We start from the raw sequence: 23,392 nt of genomic DNA on the forward strand, positions 1-23,392 counted from the left end.
GCGGAGCCACCCCTCGCGGGGACGAATCTATCAGCGACAACTGTGCAGAGGTAGTTCGCGTCGATTCACCCCGATCGGCGACGACTGGTCGAACTTGGCTCGCGAGATACCGCGACAGTATGAGACGACGGCGCCGGCGCGAGTCACCCGACCGCGTACACGGTGCCATCTTCGACCTCGACGTCGTAGGTCGGGACACCGTATCGCTCGTCTTTGGGACTCCGTCCGGTTTCGATGTCGAACATCCACCCGTGCCAGGGGCAGACGATGTACCGCTCCTCGTCGTCGTACTCCCAGTCCCACCCCTCGTCGTCCGTCGTGATGTTCCCGCTGAGGGGGCCTTCACAGAGCGGGCCAGCCTGGTGAATGCAGTAATTCGCGAGCGCGTAATAGTCGCCGTCGTGGCGGAAGACGGCGATCTCTCGGCCTTCGACTTCTGTGATGACTCGTGATCCGTCCCCGTCGAATTCGTCCTCTTCGGCGACTGCATACCGGTCGCTCATTCGATATCGTACACCTCGATCGCGTTTTCTCCCATCATTGCGGTCACCTCGTCGGCGCTGAAGTACGCCCGAACGCGATCGAAGAGTTCCTCGGGCGTATCGAAGTCGGGGTGCGGTGCATCCGCGGCGAACATCAGATTCTCCGGCCCGACGAGTTCGACGAGCCACGCCAGGTCGCGCGGCGTCTCCGCGGTATGGCCGAGTGGCTGCGTACACCAGTAGAACTGCTCGGACACGTATTCGCTCGGCCGTTCGGAAAGCGCCGGGACCTCGGCGGGGAACTCGTGATAGGCGGTATCCAGGCGGCCGAGCAGGTAGGGTACGTAGCCGATCCCGGCCTCCTGGAACACGAAGGTTAGCTCAGGAAACCGCTCCGGGACGCCGTTGAGCAGGAGCGACGTCGCGTTCACCGTATGTGCGAAGGGATGCTGCGTGACGTGATCCTCGGCGTACGTCTCCGCCCAGAACGACTGTTCCGGGAACGGCTTCATCCCGGCGCCGCTCGTGTGCATACTGATCGGGAGGTCGTTCGCTTCGGCCGCTTCGTAGATGGGATCGTAGGAAGCGTGCCCGGCCGGGGGAACGAGCGCCGTCCCGAGCAACTGGACGCCGACGATGTCGTCTTCGTCCGCGAGTCGGTCGATCTCCTCGGCGGAGCGGTGGGGGTCCTGCGCGGCGACGAGGAGGTTCCCGACCATATTGTCGTACTGGTCTAACTCCGAGACCAGCCAGTCGTTGTAGCCCTGCATAATCGCGACCGCATAGTCGCGTTCGCGGATGAAATTCAGATTGAGGATGAGCGTCGGATTCACGATTCCCGCGTCCACGCCGATCCGTTCTGTCACCGCCGCCGTCTGTTCGAGGCCGGCATCGTCGTAGAGTCCGGTGTCGTCGTCGTCCCGCTCTTTCATATCCTCGTAGAGATACGTCGGCGTCGGGGAGTGATAGAGGTTCATCTCGCTCCCCGGCGCGGGCGAGGACTCGAAGAACGACTCGAAGCGCTCGTGGCCGTCGTCGAGGTGGGCGCGGATGTCGTCCCAGGACGCCTGGGCGTGTGCGTCGGCGTCGACGATCGTCTCGACTTCGTCGAGCGACGTCAGGGACTGCTGTTTGATATTCTGTGTCATTACCAACGATTTGTAGAATCCGGATAAAAAGTGTTGTGACGGTCTGGATCGCCAGCGGGGACACGTCGGTGGGACCGCCGAACCGGAAGTCAGCCGATCCGATACGATCAGACAATTTTTGCCACTGGAGCGTAGCGTGTTGAGTGCTGTTGACAAAAACCATGCACTCTGAACACTCGACCGGTGCGGAGCTGTTCGTCGAAGCGCTGGAGTCCTACGGGGTCACGCATCTGTTCGGTAATCCCGGAACCACGGAGTTGCCGATTATGCGTGCGATCGCCGACTCCGATCTGACATACATCCTCGGTCTGCACGAGGACATCGCCGTCGGGATGGCAGGCGGCTACGCGAGCGCGCGCCGGTACCAGTCCCACCACGACGAGTCGGTTATGCCGCTCGGCGTCGTGAACCTCCACGTCGCTCCCGGTCTGGCGCACGGACTCGGCAATATCCAGAACGCCGCGTGGTCCGGAACGCCGCTCCTTGTCACGGCGGGCAACCACAGCACCGACTTCCAGCACGAGGAGCCGATCCTCTCGGGGGAACTCGCCGGGATGGTCGAGGAGTACTGCAAGCTGAGCGCCGAGATCAACGACGTCTCGAACATCCCGACGATGGTCAGACGCGCGGTCAAGACGGCGCTGACCCCCCCGATGGGACCGGTGTTCCTCGGGCTTCCGATGGACGTGATGAGCGCGGAAACGACGGCCGACCCCGAGCGACTCGGCGCCGTGCCCTCGCCCGGACGCGGCGACACCTCGCAGATCGAAGCCGCGGCAGCCGCGCTGGAATCCGGCGACGACCCGGTACTGGTGCTCGGCGATCGGGTGGCGCGCACGGGACCGGACGCGATCGACGCAGCCGTCGGTCTCGCCGAGGCGACCGGAGCTGCGGTGTACAGCGAGATGAACACCTGCGAGATCAACTTCCCGCCGGACCACGACCAGTGGGTCTCGTATCTCACCCCGGATCCGGAGATGGGGCGTGCGGCGTTCGACGCCGACCCCCTGGTGTTCGTGGGGTGTACGACGAACACGCCGTACATCCCGTATGACGAGCCCTACATCCCGTCTGAGGCGACCGTAATCGATATCGACGTCGACGACGCCGATATCGCCAAGAACAACCCGGCGGACGTCGCCATCGTCGGCGACCCGGCGTCGGTGATGCAGGAGGTAGCCGATTCGGTGGCGGTTTCGGAGCAGCAGCGGCGAGCACGCACGGGAGACCTCGAAGATCGGCGCTCGGAGGCGGCGTCGCTCCTCGGCATCGAGGCCGAAGCGACGTCCGACGGAGGGATCTCGAAGGAGCGGCTGGCCGAGGCGCTCGCCGACGCCGCCCCGAACAGCTATCTGCTCAACGAGAGCAACACCAGCAAATTCGCCCTGCTCTCGCGGTTGCGACCCGGTCCCGAACAGTTCGTCTCGAACAAAAACGGGGGACTGGGGTACAGTCTCCCCGCGACCGTGGGTGCTGCGGTCGCCCACAGGCAGGGCGATACCCGACGCCAGGTCGTCGGATTCATCGGGGACGGCTCCTATCTCTACTATCCGCAGACTCTCTACAGCGCCGCTCGATACGACCTGGATCTGACCGTCGTCGTCCCGAACAATCGGAACTACCGGATCCTGAAGGACGGGATGCTCGATATCTACGGCGGGTCGGACGACGATTACGAGTACGTCGGGATGGATTTCGATCCGGCGGTCGACCTGGCGGCGAACGCCGAGAGCCACGGGGCGAACGGGTACCGAGTCGGCGACGAGTCCGAACTGGCCGACACCCTGACCGCTGCCATCGAATCCGCCGAGCCAGCCGTCGTCGACGTGCCCGTCCGCGACTGATACTGATCACTCTCACGTTTCCCGCGGAGGCTAACCCCCGTGACGGCGCTCGGCGGGGAGAGTGGAGAGTATTCAGATTGAGAGACGGACGCGGTGGTCCTCGCCGTCGCGGGAACGGCGTTCAGGACCAAAGAAGTATGTGGCAGTCCCTTGAGTGTACACGTGATGTCTTCCGAGACACCGGTTCGAATCGTCCATATCGATCCGAACGGCTTCAGTGACGTAGAAATCGAACGATCGACTCTGGAGACGGAGTTGGGCTCGATCACGTTCGAGACCGTCGACACGAGCGGCGAGGAGATCGGCGAGGTCGTCGACGCGGCCGACATCTTACTCACCCACTACGCCGCCGTCCCGGCCTCGGCGATGGACGCCACGGGGTGTTCGGTCATCACGTGCTACGCCACCGGGGTCGACAACGTCGACGTCGAGGCGGCCACGGAGCGAGGGATCGCCGTCACGAACGTGCCGAAGTACTGCGACGAGGAAGTGGGCGAACACATCGTGACGCTCGCGTTGGCGCTGCTCCGCGGTCTCCCGCAGTACGAAGCCCACACTGCCGACGGCGGGTGGGACTGGCGGGCGGCCGACTCGGTCAGGACGGCCACGACCCAGACGCTCGGCTTCTTCGCGTTCGGGCGCAAGGCTCGCCACGCGGCGGCGAAAGCGGACGCGTTCGGGTTCGACGTCGTCGCCCACGACCCGTACCTCTCCGACGAGGAGATCCGGGACGCCGGCGCGGAACCGGTCTCGTTCGACGAACTCGTCGAGGGATCCGACGTCCTCTCGCTGAACGCGCCGCTGACGCCGGAAACCGAAGAACGCTTCGACGCCTCGGTCTTCGAGCGGATGCCGGAGGGATCGATTCTGATCAACACGGCCCGAGGGAAACTCGTCGACGAGGACGCACTTCTGGCTGCCCTCGATGACGGACCGCTCCGGGGCGCCGGACTCGACGTCCTCGCCACCGAACCGCCGGCGGCGGATAATCCGCTGCTCAATCATCCGGACACCATCGTGACACCGCACGCGGCGTGGTTCTCGCCGGGCGCCGTCGAACGAGTCCGTCGACGCGGCTCCCAGATTGCCGCCGCTGCGTATCGAGGGGAGGCCGTCGACGGGGTCGTGAACCCCGAAGCGCTCGACGCCGAGTAATTTTCCCACGGCATCGGGTGGACCGTCCGTCCCATGCCTATATTTACCGTGCGAACGAAGCGCCACTCGTATGAGGTTGTCCGATGCGGAATCAGAGCTCCGGGACCGAGCAGCGTCTTTCGCCGAGGAGCGAATCGAGCCTGCGGCGGTCGAGCACGAACGATCCGGAACGCACCCCACAGAGATCGTGAAGGCTGCCGCCAGGGAGGGACTCACCACGTCGGCGCTCCCCGCCGAATACGGTGGCGGCGGGCTGGGAGTCACCGGCAGTCTGCTGGTGCGCGAAGAGTTGTACGCGGCGGATCCGGGGATCGCCGAGGCGATCACCGGCTCGATGTTCGGGTGTGAGATCATCGCCGAGGACGGGACCGACGAACAGGCCGAGCGGTGGGTTCGGCCGGTGACGAACGGCGAGATGATCACGGGCGCGGCGATGACCGAACCCCGTGGCGGGTCCGACTTCGCGAACATCGAGACCCGAGCCGAACGGGACGGCGACGAGTACGTCCTCGACGGCGAGAAGATCTTCATCGGCAACGGCCACATCGCCGACGCCGTCCTCGTGTTCGCCCGGACGAGCGACACCGACCCGCCGCACCGGGGGATCTCCTCGTTCGTCGTCGAGGCCGACACCGACGGGTTCCACCGCGAAGAACTCGACAACTACGTCGGCCCGGGGGCGATGGCGCTCGGCGAACTCCACCTCGATAGCGCTCGGGTCCCCGTCGAGGCGCGTATCGGCGACGAGGGGGACGGCTTCTACCAGGCGATGCGGACGATGAACGGCAGCCGACTCGAGATCGCCGCGAGTTCGGTCGGGGCCGCACGCGGGGCGCTCGACCGAACGATCGACTACATCTCCGATCGCGAGACGTTCGGCAAGCCGGTCAAAGACCGGCAGGCCGTTCGCCACCGAATCGCGAACTACGAAGCCCGACTCGAGGCGCTCCGGACGTTCACCTACAAGACGGCGCGCGATCTCGAAGAGAACGTCGATCTCGCCGAGGAGCCAGCGATGGCGAAGCTGTTGGCTGCGCAGTTGGCCGAGGACGTGGCGAGCGACGCGATTCAGCTCCACGGCGGGTACGGCCTGCTGGAGGAGTACCGCGTCGAGGAGTACCTCCGCTGGTCGAAGGTCGCCCAGATCTACGACGGGACGAACGAGGTGATGCGGAGCATCATCGCCGAATCCGTCCTCGACGAATAGTCCGTCCTCGACCACTGATCTGTTCTCGATTACTCGATAACCTCCGCGGCCACCTCGTCACTTTCGAACACCACGACGCGACCGTCGGAGCGTTTCGAGAGGCAGTAGGCCGTCAGGCCCCTGTGATTTCCCTGGTGACGATGCCGATTGCCCCCTCGGTCATACTCCGTCTCTCCGCCGAGTATCAGTCTCCTCGGTCACCTCTTCGACGACGTCCTGGATGATGTCCATCCCGACACGCGCCTGTTCGTCGGTGAGGACGAGCGGCGGGAGCAATCTGAGGACGTGACCCTCGATTCCAGCCGTCCAGACCACGAGACCACGCTGGAGACAGCGCGACTGGATCGAATCGACGAGATCCGAGTGCGGAGAGCCGTCCGCGTCACGGAACTCCGCACCGACGAGTAGTCCGCGACCTCGCACGTCGACGAGGTGGGGACAGTCTTCCTGAATCTCCCCGAAGCGATCCTGCAGATACGCGCCGATTCGCGTCGCGCGGTCGAGCAGGTCGTGCTCGTCGATGTACTCGATCGCCCTGGTCCCCGCCACCATCGCCGGGACGTGCCCGCGAAAGGTCCCCGCGTGTGCGCTCGGGCCCCAGGTGTCCAGTTCTTCGCGGTACACCGTTGCCGAGAGCGGCAACCCGGCCCCGCCGACGGCTTTGCCGACGGTCATCGCGTCAGGAGTGATGTCCGCGTGATCGCTGCCGAACCACTCGCCCGTTCGGCCCATCCCGGTCTGGATCTCGTCGACGATCAGGAGGACGTCGTGTTCGGCGGTCATCTCGGCGAGTCCCTCCAGGAATCCTTCCGGGGGCACGACGACGCCGCCGGATCCCTGGATGGGTTCTACCCAGATTCCCGCGGGTGGTTCATCGAGTTCCCCTGCGCGTCCGCTGACGACGGCGCGAACCTCCTCGAGTGCCGCTTCGAGCGCGGCTTCCGGCGTCTCGTCGTCCTGCGGGCGCGGGTACGGAACGTGGACGACGTCCGGAAGTAAGGGGGTGTAGTCGCTCTTGTACGAGGACCACCCGGAGAGACTGAGCGCGCCCATCGTGCCGCCGTGATAGCCGTCTTCGAAGCCGACGATTCCGTTCCGGCCCGTGTTGTACTTCGCCAGTTTGATCGACGCCTCGATGGCGTTGGTGCCCGTCGGACCCCCGAAGGCGATCCGGCTGTTGCCGGACAACGTTCCGGGGGCGATCGAATCCAGCGCGTCGAGGAACTCCAGGCGGGCCTCCGTCGGGAAGTCGATGGTGTGTGCGACCGCATCGAGTTGGTCCTTGGCGGCGTCGAGGACGTACGGGTTCGAGTGGCCGACGTTCGCGACGCCGATACCCGCTGAGAAGTCGAGATAGACGTTCCCGTCGACGTCTTCGATCGTCGCGCCGCGTGCCGAGTCGATCGCGATCGGCAGCGACAGCGGATAGGCGACGGTGTTGGCCTCCCTGGCGGCCTGTTCGTCGAGCAGGTCGCTGGATCGGGGACCGGGAATCGGTCCCGTCACGGCGGGCCGCTGGGAGAGATGAAGCTCCTCGGGCGGGGGTCCGGTTGGCATACCCTGACACAGTAGGGCGAAGAAGTAAATTATTGCGGCGAGCGACGGGTGGCGGGCGACGCCATTCGTACCACCTTCTGCCCGGCCTGCTGGTGAAGTTTTAGGTAGTTGTGGACAGCAGGGTCAACCCGATATGGCGACGGACTACAGCGACCAGTTCGAGACCATCCGGTGTCGGTTCGACCACGAGACCGGCATCGGCCGCATCGTCCTCGACCGACCCGACTCGTTGAACGCGATGTCGACACAGACCCTCGAAGAACTGCCGACCGCGATCGAAACGTTCGACGGACTCGACCGGGAGGAAGACCATATCTCGGTCCGCAGCGTCGTTATCTCCGGGGCGGGCGACGACGCTTTCTGTGTCGGTGTCGACGTCGACGACATCGGCGGCGAGCGATATCCATTCACCGCGTCATCGTTCCGGGAGGCGCTGTTCAGCGTCGAGTCGTTCGGCGCGCCAGTGATCGCCGAGATCGACGGGTACTGCGTCGGCGGTGGCCTGGAACTGGCGCTGATGTGTGATTTCCGGATCGCAAGCGAGGAGAGCGAACTCGGCTTCCCGGAGGTCGATCTTGGGATCTTCCCATCCGGTGTGGGAACGACACAGCGACTGCCGCTCCTGGTCGGCCCGAGCCGGGCCAAGGAGCTGTGTATGACCGGCGAGTTCCTTTCCGGATCGGAAGCTGCTGCGGACGGGCTGATCAACGAGGCCCACCCGGCGGAGGAACTCCCGGCTGCCGTCGACGAGTTCGCGGAAGAACTCGCGGGGAAGCCGCCACTCGCCCTTCGGGCCATCAAGGACACGATCAACCAGTCGCGCAACGTCGGCCTCCGCGACGGGATCGAATACGAGTATCAGGCGTATCTCCCGCTCCTGCACACTGACGACTACGCGGAAGGTGCCGCGGCATTCTCGGCCGACCGGGACCCGGAGTGGCAAGGGAAGTGAGGTCGGCCCGACTCGGCCCGAGGGTGGCAGGGGAAGTGAGGTCGGCCGCCGATTGCACGTGGTCGGTACGGCATCGAAGAGCGGATCCAGGTACGGTATCGGAGAGCGGATCCAGGTACGGAATTCGCATCGCGGAAATCACCGACGGTGCTCGGTCTAGGCGTCACTCCTGACTGTAGGCGTCACTCCTGACTGGACCCGAACACTAATCACCTCCCGCTCGGAAACCGTCTGGTGGTGACTGACACTGATTACTCTCACTTGTTATCGCCGAGCGCCACCACCGTCGGCGGTGCTCGGCGGTAAGAGACGAGAGTAATCATCATGAGGCGGCCACGTGAGGCGGTCGTGCAGTTACCGGAGGATACGAACTTACAATGAGTACGAGCTCGGACACCACAGCCTACATCGCGGGCGCGTTCGAACACCCGACACGAGAGGCACCGGAGAAGTCGATCGCACAGTTGCACGCGGAGGCCGCCGCCGGCGCGCTTGACGACGCCGGCTTGGCGGCGGACGACGTCGACGGCTACCTCACAGCCGGCGAGAACTACCAGGTCGGTCGCTATCCGCCGCTGGCGATGGCGGATTACCTCGGACTCGACGTTTCGTACTTCGACTCGACCGACGACGGCGGGTCGGCGTACGTGAACCATGTCGGCGAGGCGGCGAGTGCGATCGCCGACGGCAAGTGCGACGTCGCGTTGGTCACGCTGGCGGGGCGGATGCGGACCGACGAGCGCACCCACCCGGAGCACGAGGAGACGATTATGCAGGAGAACTTCGAGTCGATCTACGGCGCCGAGACGCTGCCCCAGTACGCCCTCGCCGCCCGTCGACATATGCACGAATACGGGACGACCTCGGAGCAACTCGCCGAGATCCGGGTCGCAGCGTCGCAACACGCTCAGCACAACGAGCACGCGATGTATCAGGAGCCGGTTACCGTCGAGGAGGTCGTCGACTCGCGGATGGTCAGCGACCCGCTCCACCTGCTGGACTGCTGTGTCATCTCCGATGGCGCCGGTGCATTCGTCGTGGTGTCCGACGCGGTGCGACGGGAGATCGACCGCGAGTGCGTCGAGATCCTCGGGCACGCTGCGGCGGTCGACCACCACGACGCCGGCCGGATCGACATCACCGAGACCGCCGCGCGGAAGTCCGGCCCGCGGGCGTTCTCGCGAGCGGGCGTTGCTCCCGACGACATCGATTACGTCTCGATATACGACTCCTTTACCATCACCGTGCTACAGACGCTCGAAGATCTTGGTTTCTGTGAGAAGGGCCAGGGCGGCGAATTCGTGGAGGGCGGGACGCTCCAGGCGCCCCACGGAGAACTCCCGTTCAACACCGACGGGGGCGGACTGTGCTCGAATCATCCGGACCGCGGCGGGATGACGAAAGTGATCGAGGCGGTCCGACAGCTTCGGGGAGAGGCGAACGAGCCGGTACAGGTGCCCGACGCGACGGTCGCTCTCGCGCACGGCACGGGGGGCTATCTCGGGACCAGACACGCCGGTTCGACGGCCGTCCTCGGGAGGGTCGATCGATGAGCTGGGAACCGCGACCCGTACCGGCTGTTACTCCGGAAACGGCGCCATACTGGGAAGCGGCGGCAGAAGGCCAACTGCTGCTCCGCCGCTGCGACGACTGCGAACTGACGTTCTACTACCCGCGGGCGCGGTGTCCGGACTGTCTGGGCGACGACGTCGACTGGATCGAAGCCGACGGCACGGGGACAGTGTACGCGTATACCGAAACGACGACCGTCGGTGCGTGGCCGGAGGACGAACTCCCGCTCGTGCTCGCCTACGTCGAACTCGCCGAAGGACCGCGGATGCTTACCGCACTACAGGATTGCGACGCGGACTCGATAGAAATCGGTACTCCGGTCGAAGTAACCTTTGTCCCGACAGAGAGCGACGACGTGTCGATCCCGGTCTTCGAACCGACGGGGGATTATAGTAGCGTTTGCAACTGATTGCTCATCAGATCGCACGACAGCGTGCGATCGTGTGAGTGAAGACTTGCAAACGCTACTATAGTTCGCGCAGCGACACGTTCGATTGAGTCTTTCGGATCTGCTCGCAGCGCACACCGCTCTCGACGGCGGCCCGTTCAGTTCTGAACGTTCGGGATGCTCGGTTTCGACGTCCGCTTGGTCTCGTATCCGTCGGTGAGGTTATCCCAGGCGTCTGCAATCTGTTCGGGCGTCCAGCCGCCCGTTTTGGTATCCGCTGGGACCTCCTTGATGATCTTCCGGACGCGGTCCGGGTCGTCGATGAACGAGAGCTCGCCCGATCCCAGCCCGACCGTACAGCCGGTGATGTCTGTGGCCTCCTCGCTCGCCAGGAATGCCGGCAGCGGTGCCACCAGCTGTGGGCCGTGAGTCTCGTCTGTCATCCCATCGGGCTGGTACTCTTCGGGGATGGACTTGTACATTCGCGTGTACGCTTCAGGCCACAGGGCGTTCACCCGGACGTTGTACCGCTCGAGTTCCTGTGCGGAGTTCCGTACGAGACCGAGGACACCGGCCTTCGCGGCGGCGTAGTTCGGCTGCCCCGCCCAGCCGATGGCCGCCGAACTAGACACCCCGAGGAAGGATCGCTGCCGCTCGAACTCCTCTTCTTCGTACCGCGATTTCCAGTGCTGTGAGGCGTTTCGGAGCAGCGAGAAGTGGCCCTTCAGGTGGACGTCGATGACCGCGTCCCACTCCTCTTCGGACATATTAAAGATCATCCGGTCGCGAAGGATGCCGGCGAAGTTGGTGATACTGTGGACGGCGCCGTACTCGCCGACGGTGTCTTGGATAAGCTGGTCGGTGTACTCCAGGTCGGTGATATCGCCGTAGTGGGCCATCGCTTCCCCGCCGGCCTCGGCGATCTCGTCGACCGTCTGCTGTGCTGGCTGGACGTCCTGGCCTTCGCCCGATAGATCGGCGCCCAGGTCGTTGACGACGACCGACGCCCCCTCCGAGGCCATCAGTTTGGCCGTCTCCTTGCCGATACCGCGACCTGCTCCTGCGACGATGCAGACCGTATCTTCTAACATTCCGTCTACGTCATCCCGTGCACGGTGAATAAGTTTTTCCCACAGTACGGTACAAAAGGGACTCCGCCGACTCAGCCGCCGAATTTGATCCCGAACTGCAGCGGTTTCGGAACCAGTTCGCCCCTTTCGAGCTTCCCGTTTGGGTTCCGCGGGAGTTCGTCGACGACCCGGAAGATATCCGGAATCTTGTATTCTGCGAGGCGGTCTTCGCAGGCTGTCCTGAGCATCTCCTCGGTGACGCGGTGTCCTTCCTCCGGCGCGACGACAGCGATAATCCGCTCGCCGAGGACGTCGTCGGGGAACGACGTGACGCCGGCCTCCCGAACCCCGGGGACAGACAGCAGCGCGTCCTCGACTTCGACGGGGTAGATGTTCTCTCCGCCCCGGATCATCATATTGCCTTTGCGGCCGCGGAGCCTGATGAATCCGGACTCGTCGATGAGCCCGATGTCGCCGGTGTAATGCCACCCGTCGTGGAACTCCTCGTCGGTCTCTTCCGGCGAACTCAGGTACCGTTCGGCCACGAAGGGACCGTACATCGCCAGTTCGCCGATCTCTCCGGGTGGCAGTCGGTTGTAGTTCTCGTCGACGACGGCGAACTTCATCGTCGGGGTCGGCATTCCGACGACCTCCGGGTGGTCGTCGATGTACTGATCCGGGATCATCGCGGCGATCCCAGCGAAGTTCTCGGTTTTCCCGTACGAGTGGTACAACTGGAGGTCGGGGAAGGCATCGCGGATCTTCGGGATCGCATCGGGCGGCATCGGCGCGCCGCCGTACGCGAACTTCTCGAAGGAGGACGTGTCCTGTGTCCCCTCGTCGAGCTTCTCGGCGGCCAGGACGATGTGTGTCGGAACCCCCATACAGTAGTTGACGCGCTCGGCGCCGATGTAGCGGAGGAACCGCTGTGGATCGTACTCCCGCATAACCACTGCTGTACCGTTGACGGCGATAGACGTGAGGAGGCCGCAGACGAGCCCGGTGACGTGAAACAGGGGCGATGGAACGAGGATCCGGCTCGCGTCTTGGATGTCGTGAACGTAGACGTTGTTCAGTGTCGCGTTGACACCCTGGAAGTTGTCGATCGGAACCGACTTCGGCCGCCCTGTCGTGCCGGACGTGTACATCACCGTCAGGAGGTCGGTCGACGTGACGGACGACTCGATCGCTTCCCCGGAATCGTGATCCAGTAATCCGCCGTACGGCTGTGCCGTACCTATCGCGTCCAGCACGCACGTCCTCTCGTTCGGGGTCTCGTAGGCCGATCCGTCGAGTTTGTCGGCGTATTCGTCTTCGACGATTACGAGGGCCGGATCGCCGTCGGTAAACATCTCGCGGATCTCTTCCGGGGAGTGGCGAGTGTTCAGCGGACTCACGACGGCGCCGAGTTTCGCCGCGGCCAGCAGCGATTCGACGAATTCGATCCGACTGTCGACGAGCAGGACGACCCGATCGCCCATCGAGACTCCTTCCGATCGTAGTCCCGCGGCTAACCGATCGACGCGATCGGCTGCCTCCCGGTACGTCAGACGGCGGTCCGAACGGGGGAACACCAGGAATTCCCGTTCCGGCGTCTCGGCGACCGTGGAAGCAAATAGCTCGAACAGTGACTCAGTTCGGTCCGTGTACGCACGGACCGTACTTCCACGGTGCTCTATCTCTTCGACCCGCGGGAAGGCATCCAATCGGTGCGTTACGACGTTGTCTTCCCAGATGATAGTCTCGTTTGTGAAATCCTGCATCACTTACCCCTACCGCGATGTGTGTGACCACTATTACCAAACGGGATTCAAAAGTGTATCGCCAGTTCAGCGCTTCGGCCGACGCCGCCCTGCACGTGCGCGCGTTGGTTTTCGTTTTCATATGACAAACAGTATCGTGGTCCTCTCCAATTGCTATTGAGCTACGTCAACAGATAACGAACGAATGAACTCCGCTTCGTCGAGTTCAGCTATGCGTCGACATACGAAAACGAAGGCGGGCCAATATGTGTCTCGGTAGTGCCGTAGCCGCTCGGCCTCCGGGAGAGAGTGGAGGCAACTTATAAACTAAACTTGTTCGCGGAGGCTCGGAAGTCAACTTTGGCCGATCACTTCACGACTTCCGTTGATATATACAAACAACATTTCTACCGAAGCACACCGCCCCGCGCCGTGTAGTCGCCGATACACTATTCGCTTAAATAACAAATGTACATATGTTATGATAATCTCCGAACTCGACCCGCTGCGGGAACAGCGTCACTGCCACGGCGACGAGACCGAGCCGCGGAGTTCGATTTCGTTGATCACCCCGCGGATGAGTTCAGGGAGCGTCTCTTCGAAGTACTCGTCGGGCATCCGGTTCTTCGGGCCGCCGATAGTGATCGACCCGATCGTCTCGCCGTCCAGTGCCACAGGTGCACCCACCGCACGGTATCCCTCTATTGCCTCCCCGTCGTTGAAGGCCACGCCGTCCTCGCGCACGCGTTCTATCTCCGCCAGCAACTCCTCTTTGTCGGTGATCGTCTGCGGAGTGTACGCCGGCAACCCGTATTTGTCGATAATATCATTTATTCTATCATCACTGTATCCAGATAATATTGCTTTCCCACCGGCGTGTGCATGCATATACTCCCGGTTGCCGATGCGTCCGCGGAATTTAGTGTTTAAATTCCGCTCACCGACAATAATATCCAGCGTGACAAGTTCACCGTTGTCTTCGGTCGTACACCATCCAATTTCCCCAGTTTCGTCTACCAACTCGCGGAGCGAGGGCCGCGATATCTCGATCATTGGGTGATTATCGCGCGCATACATCCCGTGATCTAGATATTTCAGACCGATATGATATATCCCGTCGCGTTTTGTGACGTATCCATCCTCCCGGAGCGTCATTAGATACTGATACGCCGTGCTCCGACCGATATCAAGGTGATCGGCGACCGTGCTCGCACCGGCCCCATCCAGTTCTTGCAGCGCCTCAACGATGCGATGGGCCGTCTCCAGAGACTGTATTTTTCGCGGGGATTCCCCGGTCATACAATGTCGTAGGATGTCTGATAGTAAAGTTCACTCGATGGGGACCAATTGGTCGGCTACACCACGTATATTTAGTAGATAATAAATATGATAGCATCGTTTTAGTATAGAAAATTTTATATTTATCTCCTGTCAGGACAGACTGAACGAAAGCATCGCCAGTCCGCCGGGCACGAACTCGACGAGTTCACTCCGGCGGTAGCGACGCTGCTCCTTCCACACGTCCCAGAAGCCGACTATCTTGGCATCGAGAAGGGAGGTTCGCAGGGGAGGCGACTAGCACCGCTCGGTCCTTCGTGACCGCGAGCGGGAGTGGGTAGCCGCACGCGGGATTTGTCGAAGGCCCTTCGGCCTCCAGGCCGTCTAGCGGCCGAGAGAGGACGGCGACAATTCACCGGGGACCTTCGAGGCCTCCCGGAATTCCTGCGGTACAGTGGTCCAAAAGAGGTTTTACACCGCTATTCGAAGACAGTGGCGATGCCCGACCTGACCCGCCGTCACGCCCTCCAGGCGGTCGCGTCAGGACTCGCCGCACTGGCTGGCTGTGCAGGCGAGACCGAGCGACCGACGATCGACCGCCGCCGAAACAGGCGCCCGAGCGGAGATATCGAAGTGCGTTCCGTTCGCAACGAGGACGGAGCCGTGCTGTTCACCAACCGAGACGAGTTACCGACAGTGACCGACGACGAGCAGGACCGACTCGCTCGATCGAGCGGGAGCGTCGTCGTCTCCGACGTGGGAATTGACGAACTCACCTTCGGGACAGTCCCGGAAGCCGAGCAACTCCGGTCGTTCGCCGCGGCCACGAACTTCGACTCCTCGTCGCTGTATCTCCTGGCGATGCCCGTCGAGGCCTGCAAAGAGATCCGGCTCCAGTCGGCCACTGTCGAGTGGGACGAACTCGCAGGGGGAGACCTGCACCCACACGCGCAGTTTTGTGAAACCTTCCGTCCCGCAGATGTCGAATGTGCTGCCGGCGAGATACACACCGCAGGGTTCGCGATCCGACTGCCAGTCGCGGCCGAACGATCCAGGGGGAGCGGCCGCGGGATGTCGAGTTCCTGTCGGCCCTCGCCGCACGGCGAGTATTTCAACGCGACCGTGACGCCCGCCCGCGGAGGTGGCGACGAATGACGTCACGTCGAGGGGTGCTCTCCGGACTTGCCACCGTCGCCGTTGCCGGCGTCGCTGGCTGTTCTGCGCTCCCGTTCGGAAGCGACGAGCAGGACGGTCCCGATGACGTGTCGCTTTCGCCGGATATGATTGGCTCCATCGAGTGGCCGGCGTCGCCGTTTCCGATCACTGTCCCGGCGAAGATCGCAGACTCCCACGAGGAACGCGCTCGCGAACTGCTCGCTGCGGTGCCAGAGGATCCGGACGTCCCAAACAGCGCCGTCGCTGCATCACTCCAGTCAGACCGAGCGCACGCCGCAGACCGACTTACCGAGGCTTTCGCGGAGCCCTGGCCGAGGGAACAACTCTCCGAGTGGCGCAGCCGTCGAGAGGCGGCGGCGACCGTTCGGGGCGCCTATCGAGCGGCGATAGGCGAAGACGACGCGGAGACCGTTGCAAACCGTCGTGAAACGCTGCGTGAGGTGCTGCATTCGTTCATCGCTGCTCACGAGTATCGAGCGTCGTCGCCAATCGAGGCAGTGCTCGCACACGCCCCACTCGAGGACCTGATCGCGGACTGTCGCCGTCGGGTCCGCCCGACGCCGGTGTATCCGTCGTCTCCGGTCAGTGACCCCTTCCAGGCCGGTGATGCCGTGGGACGAGTCGAACACGCGCAGGCCACTCTCACTGATGCCCGCCAGTTGCGCGAAGCGTATCTCAGCGAGCGTACCGATCATCCGTCGCAGTGGTCACAGCTGATCGAGTCGTCGGACCGCCTCCGGTTCGCTGTCCATCGGACGCAATCGAGCGTCCGGGAGTTTCTCGACGCCGACGAGCGCCCGTTCAGGGCCGACCTGTCCGGAACAGCAGGGCGGTGGCTGTACGACGATGCCAAACGACGGGTCGAATCGGCGGTGGAGGATCACGACGCGAACCGGGCCGACGGCAACTACGCCACGGCCGTGGTCGAGGCCGGCCAGGCACTCGCTGCTATCGAGGCCTTCCGAACCGTAATCGACGGGCTTCGGGAGGGCGCCTATCAGGAGACGGTGACCGCCGAGTCGGTCAGGCAGACGGCAGCGCGGGCACGGGAAGCCCTCGAAGCGATCGAAACCGCCGAGGACCGTCGGCTGGCGGCGCTGATCGCCCGTCCCGCACTCGGTGTTTTCGCATATGGCGCAGATATGATTGAGGACGGATACGCCGACCCGATACGGATGCAGGCTGAACTCGCACGGGCGGAACTCTATGCTCGGGCAGTTCCGGCCGCGACTGCCTTCGTTCTCGCCCGTCTCGAATCGGGCACAGGTCGGTGACCAGGTTTGATTTCGTCCGCGCGGAGGAGCTATAGTAGCGTTTGCAACTGATTGCATATCCGATCGCACGCAGTCGTGCAATCGAGTAAGTAAAGACTTGCAAACGCTACTATAACCGCCACGGCGATGGAATCGGTCACCTCCGTCGCTCCTGGGCCGAAACCGCAGGTGGTGCCGAAGGCGTTCGGCGATCACCCTCGAACTCCGCTCCTGGAGTAGAGATCCGAGCACACAAGAGGTGGTGGACGAAAGAGGCAGTGATCCGTGGGGTCAAGGCGGCCGTCGACGATGCCAGGATCTCGATTCTCTTCCCCCAGCGGACGGTCGACCGCCGAGAAGGAGGGGAACCCGCGGACGCCTTCGACGTCAACCCAGTGGAGTCGGCCGAGGCCTCGCAGGACTAGCCCGTCTGCATCCCGGCGGCTGGCTCGTCCGGGCCGGGAAGTAGCCACGCCGGCACGACCCGCGTGAGGGCGACCATCCCCACCAGTTCGACGAGTGTCTGCGTGACCACGACCGCCGGAACCAACTCGTAACCAGCCGGCAGCGCGAGCGCGAGCGGGAGGATCACAAGCGAGTTGCGGGTGACGGATGTGAACACCAGCGCCCGTCCCTCGCGGACGTCCATTCCGAGCGACCTCGTGGCAGTCCGGGCGAGCAGCGGCATCACCACGAGAAACGCGACGTAGATCGGGACAATGGCCGCGATACCGACGATCGATCCCCGAACTCGCGGCAACTGGGAGGCGATGACGACGAACAGAGTCGCCCCCATCATCGGGACGGGGAGCCATCCCATCGCTCGCTGCCAGCAATCACCCCGGACAGACCGTTCGGCCCACACTTCAGTGAGCCACGCGAACGACAGCGGGAGCACGATCAGCGACACGAACGCCTCGACGAACGGCCCGGCTTCGACGACCGTCGCGACCTCCCGGCCGACGAACAGCCACAGGTACGCTGGGAGCAAGAGCAGTTGTACGAACAGCAGCGCAGGCGTGGTGGCCGTGATCTGCTCTGCGTCGCCCCCGGCCAGTTCGGTGAAGGTGATGACGTAGTCGACACACGGCGTCAGGAGGACGAAGAGCACGCCGACGAGTACGGTCGGTCGCCCGGGGAGGAACCGGGTGAGCCCCCACACGACGACGGGGACGACCAGAAAGTTCATTCCGAGTGCCGCCGCGAGAAATCGACCGTTGCTGACCGCCCGGCGGAGTCGCACGAAGGGAATTTGGAGGAACGTGACGTACAGCAGAATGGCCAGCGTCGGATCGATGAGCCGTTCGATCCACGAGGCTGCGCCCGGGCGTCCCACGCCGACGCCGACCGCGAGGACGACGGCGACCGCGTAGACGGTCACCTGTCGGCGTTCGAGCCAGTCCGGCGGATCCATACCCCGGCTTGACGCCCGGGCGGGAAACGACCTCCGCTCACAACAGACAGTATCAGACGATGTTCTGCATAATTCCGCCGTCGACGGTGAGTTCCTCGCCGGTGACGTTCTCGCTCGTCGCGAGATAGACCGCCGCCTCGCCCATATCCGCGGGCGTCTGATCGCGGCCCAGTGGGATGACGCGATCGACGGTTTCCTCGAAGGACTCCTCGCTTTCGGGGGTGAGCTGTTCGGTCCACATCTTCGAGGCGACGATCCCCGGGCAGAGGGCGTTGACAGTGACGTTGTCCTCGGCCAGTTCGATCGCCAGCGACTTTGTGAGGCCGTTGATGGCGTGTTTCGATGCCCCGTAGTGGCTGTGGTCCGGGGCGGCGATCATCCCCGAGATCGACGAGACGTTGATGATCGTCCCTTCGGTCTCCCGGAGGTGGGGGATGGTCGCCTGCGAGACGAGGAAGGTCCCCTTGGCGTTGACGTCCATCACCCGATCCCAGTCGTCCTCGTCGAGTTCCATAATCGACCCTACCGTGAGGGCGCCCGCGTTGTTGACGAGGACGTCGATGCGACCGAACTCCGAACGCGCCTCCTCGACCATCGCATCGACGCTGTCCTTGTTGCTGACGTCGACCTGAACTGTGTGGGCGCGTTGCCCCGCGTCCCTGATCTCTTCTGCGACGTCCTCGTCGTTGTGGACGGCGAGGACGACGTCGCTGCCGGCGTCAGCGAGGTGTCTGGCGATTCCCGCGCCGATGGCGCCACCGGCACCGGTGACGATCGAAACCTTTCCGTCGAGGGGGTCTTCGGAAGTCATAGCGGTACTGTGCGCGGGTCTGTAAAAAAATGATGGGCACACTCGGGGTTGTGGCTCGGTGATCGAACAGCGGGGTATCGACTGGTTGGCTGTGAGTGGGCCGCAGGTGACTTCCATCCAAGCATCAGTTAGAAGATGAGCAGGACGTTCACGGCTGTCGCACCGATCCCGAAGACGATCATCCCGAGCGGCGGTGCGTAGTACATCAGCCGATCTTGATTTTTGAGTCCGGCCCGAGTCACGAGAAGCCCGACTGCGAAAACGGCCAACTTCATCGTGACAAGTCCCGGGAGTCCGAAGGCATCTAAGCCCCACCGGACGAAGGGGTTGGCCTCACTCAGCCCCGGAACCGCGTATACGAGGGTGATCGTCGTGAGCAGGTCTCCCCCCGCCGTAGGTCAGAGCGGCCGCCCCCCAGAGAAGATACAGTTCGGTCGATTTCCGCCGCTCCCACCGATACCATTTGCGTGCTTGACTCATTTACTCTGCGGGGATCTCCTTTCTCTCGATCAACCAATTTGTGCTATCTGTCGCGCGCGATCGATCTCTCCGGAGAGGCTGCGCCGCTTCGTCTCTCAGATCTCTCGAATCACGTCGCTGTCGGGATCGGTCCCGTATACGTCTTCGGCTGTGAGCGGGACTTCGACTTCGATCTCCACGAGGCAGTCTTCGTTCGCCAGCTGCTCGTGTTCCGGAACGGTCTGACTTTCGCGAGGTCAGCGAACGCCTTGTCGATCGTTTCCAGGAGTATCTCGACGTTCTCGTAGTGCTTCCGCACGTGAGTCTCGATAGCCTCCCCGATGACGTTCGAGTGTTCGTCTATCGCAACCTGGCCCGCCATAGAGTACGTTCCACCGTCGACGACCGCGTGCTTGTAGCCGATCCCTCGTGCGTCTTTGAGCTGTGGTGGCGTGATCGCGTATCGCGTCATAGCGTCGCGTTGACGGTCGATTCGGAAAGAGCCAGCCGCCCCGTATGGTGGCAGCCGGCCCACGACCTACGTCGCTGCCAGGATTCGGACGGTTTCCGCGAGCGCCTCGGTCGCGACAGCGCAGTCGTCCCAGTCAGTCCACTCCCGCGGCGAGTGAGAGACGCCATCGACCGACGGGGCAAACAGCAGACCGGCGTCCGTGACCGCCGCGACGTTCGCGGTGTCGTGCATCGCAGCCGAATGTAACCGGATCGCGTCGACGTTGCGCGTCTCGACGGCCTCCTCGGCGGCGGCGATGCATCGCTCGCTCATCTGACTCGGTTCGCTGTCCCGGTAGCGGTCGAGCGACGTCTCGACGCCGCGGCGGCGTTCGAGTCGTGCGAGGCTCGACCGGCAGCGTTCGACCAGTCGGTCCATCGTGTCGTGTGCGACGTCCCGAATATCTAGCTGGAACTGGACCTCCTCGGGGACGATGTTTCGCGCGTTTGGGCTGATGGTCCCCTCGCCGGCGGTCCCGACAGCGGCTCCGTTCTCTGTGGCGATCTCTTCGGCCGCGCGTTCGAGGTCGAGCACGAACGCCGACGCGGCGGCGAGTGCGTCCCGCCGGTCGAACATCGGCGTCGATCCGGCGTGGTCTGCCTCTCCGGTGATCGTGACTTCACAGTTGGTGATCCCGACGATCGAGTCGACGATCCCCACGCCGGCCTCCGCTCCCGTCAGCCGTGTCCCCTGTTCGATGTGAAGTTCGAGCCACGCATCCCACTCGTGTGCGTCGATCTCGGCCGATCCGGCGAACCCGATTCGCTCCAGACTCTCTTCGAGTGTGACGCCCTCTGCGTCTTCGACCGCCAGCGCCTCTGCGGCCCGGCGCTGTCCCGCCGCGACGGACGATCCGAGCGTCCCGATACCGAACCGGCCGCCCTCCTCACCGGTGAACGAGACGACCTCGATCGGACGGGCGGGCGGCTCCTCGCTTTCTTGGATCGACCGGACCGCCTCGACCGCGGCGTAGGTTCCCAGCGGGCCGTCGAAGATGCCTCCGTTCGGGACCGAATCGAGGTGACTCCCGACGGCGACAGGTGCCGCATCGGGGTCGCAGGACGGCGGCGTCCACCGACCGGCGATGTTGCCGACGGCGTCGATGCGCACCTCGAGGCCGATCGCTTCGAGTTTTTCGACGAGGCGCTCGCGGGCTTTCCTGTCCGCGTCGCTCCCGGTGAGTACTGTCCGCCCTCTGCCCTCTTCGGCGTCGACACTGCCGAACTGAGCGTTGTCAGTGATGTCTCGCCGGAGCCGTCCGGCGTCGATGTCCATATCAGTGTCTGCGCTGACGGACGAATAAATGTACGTGGGGTCGGTGCCCCGAGTGCCATCCTGGGCGGTCGCATCGTGTTATCTGCGGAACAGTTCCACAGTACGAGACCGTTGGCCCCGGCCGTGGGGCCCCCGGCTCGGAAGCAAGCCTCGCCGCATCCGCCTTGGCGTTCTGGAGAACCGGCTCCGTTGAAATCCTCGGCAGCTGATACAATTGTCCCGGTCGTGGGTGAGACAACCCTCGCACTGATTGGAACCGACCGGCAATCGACCCGGCCCTGGGTGTTGTTTCCGAGTTCGAACACGCCCTCATAGCAGGAATTCTCCTCTCACGGCGTAACCTTTGTGCGCTTACCACGAGGCTATAGAGATAGCGTGGCATCGAACATCGATGAGATACTGACACGAGGGCGCGAATCCGGCCCAGTAGTCGTCGGCGCTGTCGTCTCGCTGCTCCTATTCCTGTTCGCAGTCCAGCTGCTGGGTGCGTCCACAGCGGCCGCGGCCGCTCCGCTCGAACGGTTCTTCAGGCGGTACGTCGCCGGGAGTGGGCAGGCTCTGGGTGCGAGCTGGCTCGCCACGTACGTGCTCACCAACGGATCAGTAGTGGCGGCCCTGTCCGTCTCGCTGTTCAAGACCGGGATTCTCACGGCCTCACAGTTGTTCCTGATGCTCGCTGGCTCACGCCTCGGGGGCGCCGCTATCGTACTCTTGATCGGAATGCTGGATTACTTCCAGAAGCGTCGCTATTCGTTCGGTGAGGCGACTGAGTTGGGGATACTGACGTTTCTCCTGTCTCACTCGATCTATCTACCGGCGACCGTCATCGGGTATCTCCTGTTGCCAGTACTCCGGACGGGACTCCAGGGCGTGAGTGACAGGGTTGAACTCTCCTTTAACCCACTGGCGGCCTTCGATCCGGCGACGGGAGCCATCGTCGATACTGTTGGTGTGGGACTGGCGCTCGTGATGGCAGTGCTCGTGTTGTTTGGTAGCCTCACGCTCTTCGATCGGGTGCTCAAGCGGATCGACACCGAATGGCTCCGCAAGCGGTTCTTCCGCCGATTTCAGCACAAATGGACCGCGTTTGGACTCGGTATCCTCCTTACCGGCGTCACGACCAGCGTCGCGTTCTCACTGGGAGTCGTCGTGCCGCTCTACAACCGGAACTACATCAAACGGCAGGAGATCGTTCCCTACGTCCTGGGGGCTAACGTCGGCACCTTCTTCGACACGATTGTCATCGCTGTGCTTCTGGACTCCCCACAGGGCGTGGCTATCGTGCTGTCACTCGTAACCGTCGCAACGATCATCACGGTCGGAACACTCGTTCCGTTCTCGACGTACTTCCACATTGTCGAGACCGTCCAAACCCGTCTCGTTTCCAACCGTCGGTACCTGGCTGGCTTTCTCGTCTCGTTGGTCGTTCTCCCGATACTTCTGGTTCTACTCCCATTCTAGATCTGCAGTCGGGACAGGCTGTGCTCTCGTGGAGAAGTCCGCCGATACGGGCGGTGGCTCACCTTCTGCAGGCTCAGTTGCCCCCCACGCCTATATGTGGCTTTGACACGCATCTCTGCGTATGGCCGCCGTCGACGAGGTACTGGTTGCGTACGATGGGACCCCGCTCTCGGAGAAGGCGCTGGCGCACGCGCTCGAGGTGTACTCGGATGCGTCGATCACTGTCCTCCACGTTATCGACTACATCGAAGAGAGCTATAGCGCGAAAGCGCTGATCGGAGACGAAACGCTCCGGGAACGGGCCCGAGATCAGTCCGCAGCACTGCTCGCAGAGGCCGAGGCGAAAGCTGTCGAGCACGACCGGGAGGTTACGACAGCGAGCGAGGTCGGCAAGTCCGCAGACGGGATTATCGAGTACGCGGAAACACACGGCATCGACGTCATCGTCATCGGGAGCCACGGACGCTCGGGCATCTCTCGAGTGCTCCTGGGTTCAGTCGCCGAGACGGTGATGAGGCGTGCATCACTGCCTGTGACTGTCGTCAGGTGACCGCGAGCTGTGTCTCCAGATCGGTGCAGATCGAGGCGAATCCCGAAGCGAGTGACTCAGCGGCCAAGAGGTCGCTGTTGGCGAACT

22 protein-coding genes are annotated in these 23,392 nt (G+C 63.4%); 11 read left to right on the top strand and 11 right to left on the bottom strand.

What is annotated here, in order from left to right:
* Positions 1-143: 143 nt before the first annotated feature.
* Both RJT48_RS13630 and RJT48_RS13635 read right to left on the bottom strand, forming a co-directional pair.
* Positions 144-503 carry a Rieske (2Fe-2S) protein gene (locus RJT48_RS13630; protein ID WP_311172873.1) on the bottom strand — a complete coding sequence of 120 codons (360 nt, stop codon included), beginning with the start codon at positions 501-503 and terminating at the stop codon, positions 144-146.
* On the bottom strand, positions 500-1,630 hold the full coding sequence (locus RJT48_RS13635) for an amidohydrolase family protein (RefSeq protein ID WP_311172874.1): 1,131 nt from the start codon (positions 1,628-1,630) through the stop codon (positions 500-502). Before RJT48_RS13635 ends, RJT48_RS13630 begins: the two co-directional genes overlap by 4 nt.
* A gap of 161 nt (positions 1,631-1,791) precedes the next feature.
* On the opposite strand from RJT48_RS13635, the gene RJT48_RS13640 reads away from it, so the two are divergent.
* The 3 genes from RJT48_RS13640 (at position 1,792) to RJT48_RS13650 (ending at position 5,836) form a co-directional block, all read left to right on the top strand.
* Positions 1,792-3,474: a thiamine pyrophosphate-binding protein gene (locus tag RJT48_RS13640; protein WP_311172875.1), complete on the top strand. Its 1,683-nt coding sequence runs from the start codon at positions 1,792-1,794 to the stop codon at positions 3,472-3,474.
* Between the two features lie 165 nt (positions 3,475-3,639).
* Positions 3,640-4,629, top strand: a complete 990-nt coding sequence (locus tag RJT48_RS13645; protein ID WP_311172876.1) for a C-terminal binding protein — start codon at positions 3,640-3,642, stop codon at positions 4,627-4,629.
* Between the two features lie 70 nt (positions 4,630-4,699).
* Positions 4,700-5,836 carry an acyl-CoA dehydrogenase family protein gene (locus tag RJT48_RS13650; RefSeq protein WP_311172877.1) on the top strand — a complete coding sequence of 379 codons (1,137 nt, stop codon included), beginning with the start codon at positions 4,700-4,702 and terminating at the stop codon, positions 5,834-5,836.
* Positions 5,837-5,995: 159 nt separating this feature from the next.
* Here the strand turns inward: RJT48_RS13650 and RJT48_RS13655 are convergent, their stop codons facing one another.
* A complete protein-coding gene (locus tag RJT48_RS13655; protein ID WP_311172878.1) occupies positions 5,996-7,393 on the bottom strand; it encodes an aspartate aminotransferase family protein in 1,398 nt (465 codons plus the stop codon).
* A 133-nt stretch (positions 7,394-7,526) separates the two neighbouring features.
* Between RJT48_RS13655 and RJT48_RS13660 the strand changes: the two genes are divergently transcribed.
* From RJT48_RS13660 to RJT48_RS13670, 3 genes are all read left to right on the top strand, one after another.
* Entirely contained in the window at positions 7,527-8,345 is an 819-nt protein-coding gene (locus RJT48_RS13660) for an enoyl-CoA hydratase/isomerase family protein (protein WP_311172879.1), read from the top strand.
* Between the two features lie 377 nt (positions 8,346-8,722).
* Positions 8,723-9,898 carry a thiolase domain-containing protein gene (locus RJT48_RS13665; protein ID WP_311172880.1) on the top strand — a complete coding sequence of 392 codons (1,176 nt, stop codon included), beginning with the start codon at positions 8,723-8,725 and terminating at the stop codon, positions 9,896-9,898.
* A complete protein-coding gene (locus tag RJT48_RS13670) occupies positions 9,895-10,326 on the top strand; it encodes a Zn-ribbon domain-containing OB-fold protein (protein WP_311172881.1) in 432 nt (143 codons plus the stop codon). The genes RJT48_RS13665 and RJT48_RS13670 overlap by 4 nt, the downstream gene beginning before the upstream one ends.
* A gap of 137 nt (positions 10,327-10,463) precedes the next feature.
* Here the strand turns inward: RJT48_RS13670 and RJT48_RS13675 are convergent, their stop codons facing one another.
* From RJT48_RS13675 to RJT48_RS13685, 3 genes are all read right to left on the bottom strand, one after another.
* Positions 10,464-11,396, bottom strand: coding sequence for an SDR family NAD(P)-dependent oxidoreductase (locus RJT48_RS13675; protein WP_311172882.1), 933 nt, complete (start codon positions 11,394-11,396; stop codon positions 10,464-10,466).
* Positions 11,397-11,467: 71 nt separating this feature from the next.
* Positions 11,468-13,138, bottom strand: coding sequence for a class I adenylate-forming enzyme family protein (locus RJT48_RS13680; protein ID WP_311172883.1), 1,671 nt, complete (start codon positions 13,136-13,138; stop codon positions 11,468-11,470).
* A gap of 498 nt (positions 13,139-13,636) precedes the next feature.
* A complete protein-coding gene (locus RJT48_RS13685; RefSeq protein ID WP_311172884.1) occupies positions 13,637-14,416 on the bottom strand; it encodes an IclR family transcriptional regulator in 780 nt (259 codons plus the stop codon).
* 477 nt (positions 14,417-14,893) lie between these two features.
* Between RJT48_RS13685 and RJT48_RS13690 the strand changes: the two genes are divergently transcribed.
* From RJT48_RS13690 to RJT48_RS13700, 3 genes are all read left to right on the top strand, one after another.
* On the top strand, positions 14,894-15,550 hold the full coding sequence (locus tag RJT48_RS13690) for a hypothetical protein (protein ID WP_311172885.1): 657 nt from the start codon (positions 14,894-14,896) through the stop codon (positions 15,548-15,550).
* Positions 15,547-16,845, top strand: a complete 1,299-nt coding sequence (locus RJT48_RS13695; RefSeq protein ID WP_311172886.1) for a hypothetical protein — start codon at positions 15,547-15,549, stop codon at positions 16,843-16,845. Before RJT48_RS13690 ends, RJT48_RS13695 begins: the two co-directional genes overlap by 4 nt.
* 257 nt (positions 16,846-17,102) lie before the next feature.
* Positions 17,103-17,249 carry a hypothetical protein gene (locus tag RJT48_RS13700; RefSeq protein WP_311172887.1) on the top strand — a complete coding sequence of 49 codons (147 nt, stop codon included), beginning with the start codon at positions 17,103-17,105 and terminating at the stop codon, positions 17,247-17,249.
* Here RJT48_RS13700 and RJT48_RS13705 read toward each other — a convergent pair.
* From RJT48_RS13705 to RJT48_RS13725, 5 genes are all read right to left on the bottom strand, one after another.
* Positions 17,246-18,238 (bottom strand): arsenic resistance protein, encoded by a 993-nt coding sequence (locus RJT48_RS13705; protein ID WP_311172888.1) that lies wholly within the window; start codon positions 18,236-18,238, stop codon positions 17,246-17,248. The two genes, RJT48_RS13700 and RJT48_RS13705, sit on opposite strands and share 4 nt — an antisense overlap.
* Before the next feature lie 52 nt (positions 18,239-18,290).
* The gene (locus tag RJT48_RS13710) at positions 18,291-19,049 is read right to left on the bottom strand and encodes an SDR family NAD(P)-dependent oxidoreductase (protein ID WP_311172889.1); all 759 of its coding nucleotides are present in this window, start codon (positions 19,047-19,049) and stop codon (positions 18,291-18,293) included.
* Between the two features lie 128 nt (positions 19,050-19,177).
* Entirely contained in the window at positions 19,178-19,429 is a 252-nt protein-coding gene (locus tag RJT48_RS20885; protein ID WP_486617182.1) for a DUF5658 family protein, read from the bottom strand.
* 209 nt (positions 19,430-19,638) lie between these two features.
* Positions 19,639-19,980, bottom strand: a complete 342-nt coding sequence (locus RJT48_RS13720) for a RidA family protein (protein ID WP_311172891.1) — start codon at positions 19,978-19,980, stop codon at positions 19,639-19,641.
* 66 nt (positions 19,981-20,046) lie between these two features.
* Positions 20,047-21,294, bottom strand: coding sequence for a Zn-dependent hydrolase (locus RJT48_RS13725; RefSeq protein WP_311172892.1), 1,248 nt, complete (start codon positions 21,292-21,294; stop codon positions 20,047-20,049).
* 375 nt (positions 21,295-21,669) lie between these two features.
* Between RJT48_RS13725 and RJT48_RS13730 the strand changes: the two genes are divergently transcribed.
* Together RJT48_RS13730 and RJT48_RS13735 are read left to right on the top strand one after the other, a co-directional pair.
* Positions 21,670-22,755: a sodium:phosphate symporter gene (locus tag RJT48_RS13730; RefSeq protein ID WP_311172893.1), complete on the top strand. Its 1,086-nt coding sequence runs from the start codon at positions 21,670-21,672 to the stop codon at positions 22,753-22,755.
* A 121-nt stretch (positions 22,756-22,876) separates the two neighbouring features.
* Positions 22,877-23,305 (top strand): universal stress protein, encoded by a 429-nt coding sequence (locus RJT48_RS13735; RefSeq protein WP_311172894.1) that lies wholly within the window; start codon positions 22,877-22,879, stop codon positions 23,303-23,305.
* The last annotated feature ends 87 nt before the right edge of the window (positions 23,306-23,392 follow it).

Origin of the sequence: Halobellus ordinarius, from assembly GCF_031823395.1 — an archaeon.
Lineage (GTDB): Archaea > Halobacteriota > Halobacteria > Halobacteriales > Haloferacaceae > Haloquadratum > Haloquadratum ordinarius.

Excerpts from the sequence above, each read along its gene's own strand:
- RJT48_RS13630 (WP_311172873.1), bottom strand. The coding sequence starts at position 503 with ATGAGCGACCGGTATGCAGTCGCCGAAGAGGACGAATTCGACGGGGAC.
- RJT48_RS13635 (WP_311172874.1), bottom strand. The coding sequence starts at position 1,630 with ATGACACAGAATATCAAACAGCAGTCCCTGACGTCGCTCGACGAAGTC.
- RJT48_RS13640 (WP_311172875.1), top strand. The coding sequence starts at position 1,792 with ATGCACTCTGAACACTCGACCGGTGCGGAGCTGTTCGTCGAAGCGCTG.
- RJT48_RS13645 (WP_311172876.1), top strand. The coding sequence starts at position 3,640 with ATGTCTTCCGAGACACCGGTTCGAATCGTCCATATCGATCCGAACGGC.
- RJT48_RS13650 (WP_311172877.1), top strand. The coding sequence starts at position 4,700 with ATGAGGTTGTCCGATGCGGAATCAGAGCTCCGGGACCGAGCAGCGTCT.
- RJT48_RS13655 (WP_311172878.1), bottom strand. The coding sequence starts at position 7,393 with ATGCCAACCGGACCCCCGCCCGAGGAGCTTCATCTCTCCCAGCGGCCC.
- RJT48_RS13660 (WP_311172879.1), top strand. The coding sequence starts at position 7,527 with ATGGCGACGGACTACAGCGACCAGTTCGAGACCATCCGGTGTCGGTTC.
- RJT48_RS13665 (WP_311172880.1), top strand. The coding sequence starts at position 8,723 with ATGAGTACGAGCTCGGACACCACAGCCTACATCGCGGGCGCGTTCGAA.
- RJT48_RS13670 (WP_311172881.1), top strand. The coding sequence starts at position 9,895 with ATGAGCTGGGAACCGCGACCCGTACCGGCTGTTACTCCGGAAACGGCG.
- RJT48_RS13675 (WP_311172882.1), bottom strand. The coding sequence starts at position 11,396 with ATGTTAGAAGATACGGTCTGCATCGTCGCAGGAGCAGGTCGCGGTATC.
- RJT48_RS13680 (WP_311172883.1), bottom strand. The coding sequence starts at position 13,138 with ATGCAGGATTTCACAAACGAGACTATCATCTGGGAAGACAACGTCGTA.
- RJT48_RS13685 (WP_311172884.1), bottom strand. The coding sequence starts at position 14,416 with ATGACCGGGGAATCCCCGCGAAAAATACAGTCTCTGGAGACGGCCCAT.
- RJT48_RS13690 (WP_311172885.1), top strand. The coding sequence starts at position 14,894 with ATGCCCGACCTGACCCGCCGTCACGCCCTCCAGGCGGTCGCGTCAGGA.
- RJT48_RS13695 (WP_311172886.1), top strand. The coding sequence starts at position 15,547 with ATGACGTCACGTCGAGGGGTGCTCTCCGGACTTGCCACCGTCGCCGTT.
- RJT48_RS13705 (WP_311172888.1), bottom strand. The coding sequence starts at position 18,238 with ATGGATCCGCCGGACTGGCTCGAACGCCGACAGGTGACCGTCTACGCG.
- RJT48_RS13710 (WP_311172889.1), bottom strand. The coding sequence starts at position 19,049 with ATGACTTCCGAAGACCCCCTCGACGGAAAGGTTTCGATCGTCACCGGT.
- RJT48_RS13720 (WP_311172891.1), bottom strand. The coding sequence starts at position 19,980 with ATGACGCGATACGCGATCACGCCACCACAGCTCAAAGACGCACGAGGG.
- RJT48_RS13725 (WP_311172892.1), bottom strand. The coding sequence starts at position 21,294 with ATGGACATCGACGCCGGACGGCTCCGGCGAGACATCACTGACAACGCT.
- RJT48_RS13735 (WP_311172894.1), top strand. The coding sequence starts at position 22,877 with ATGGCCGCCGTCGACGAGGTACTGGTTGCGTACGATGGGACCCCGCTC.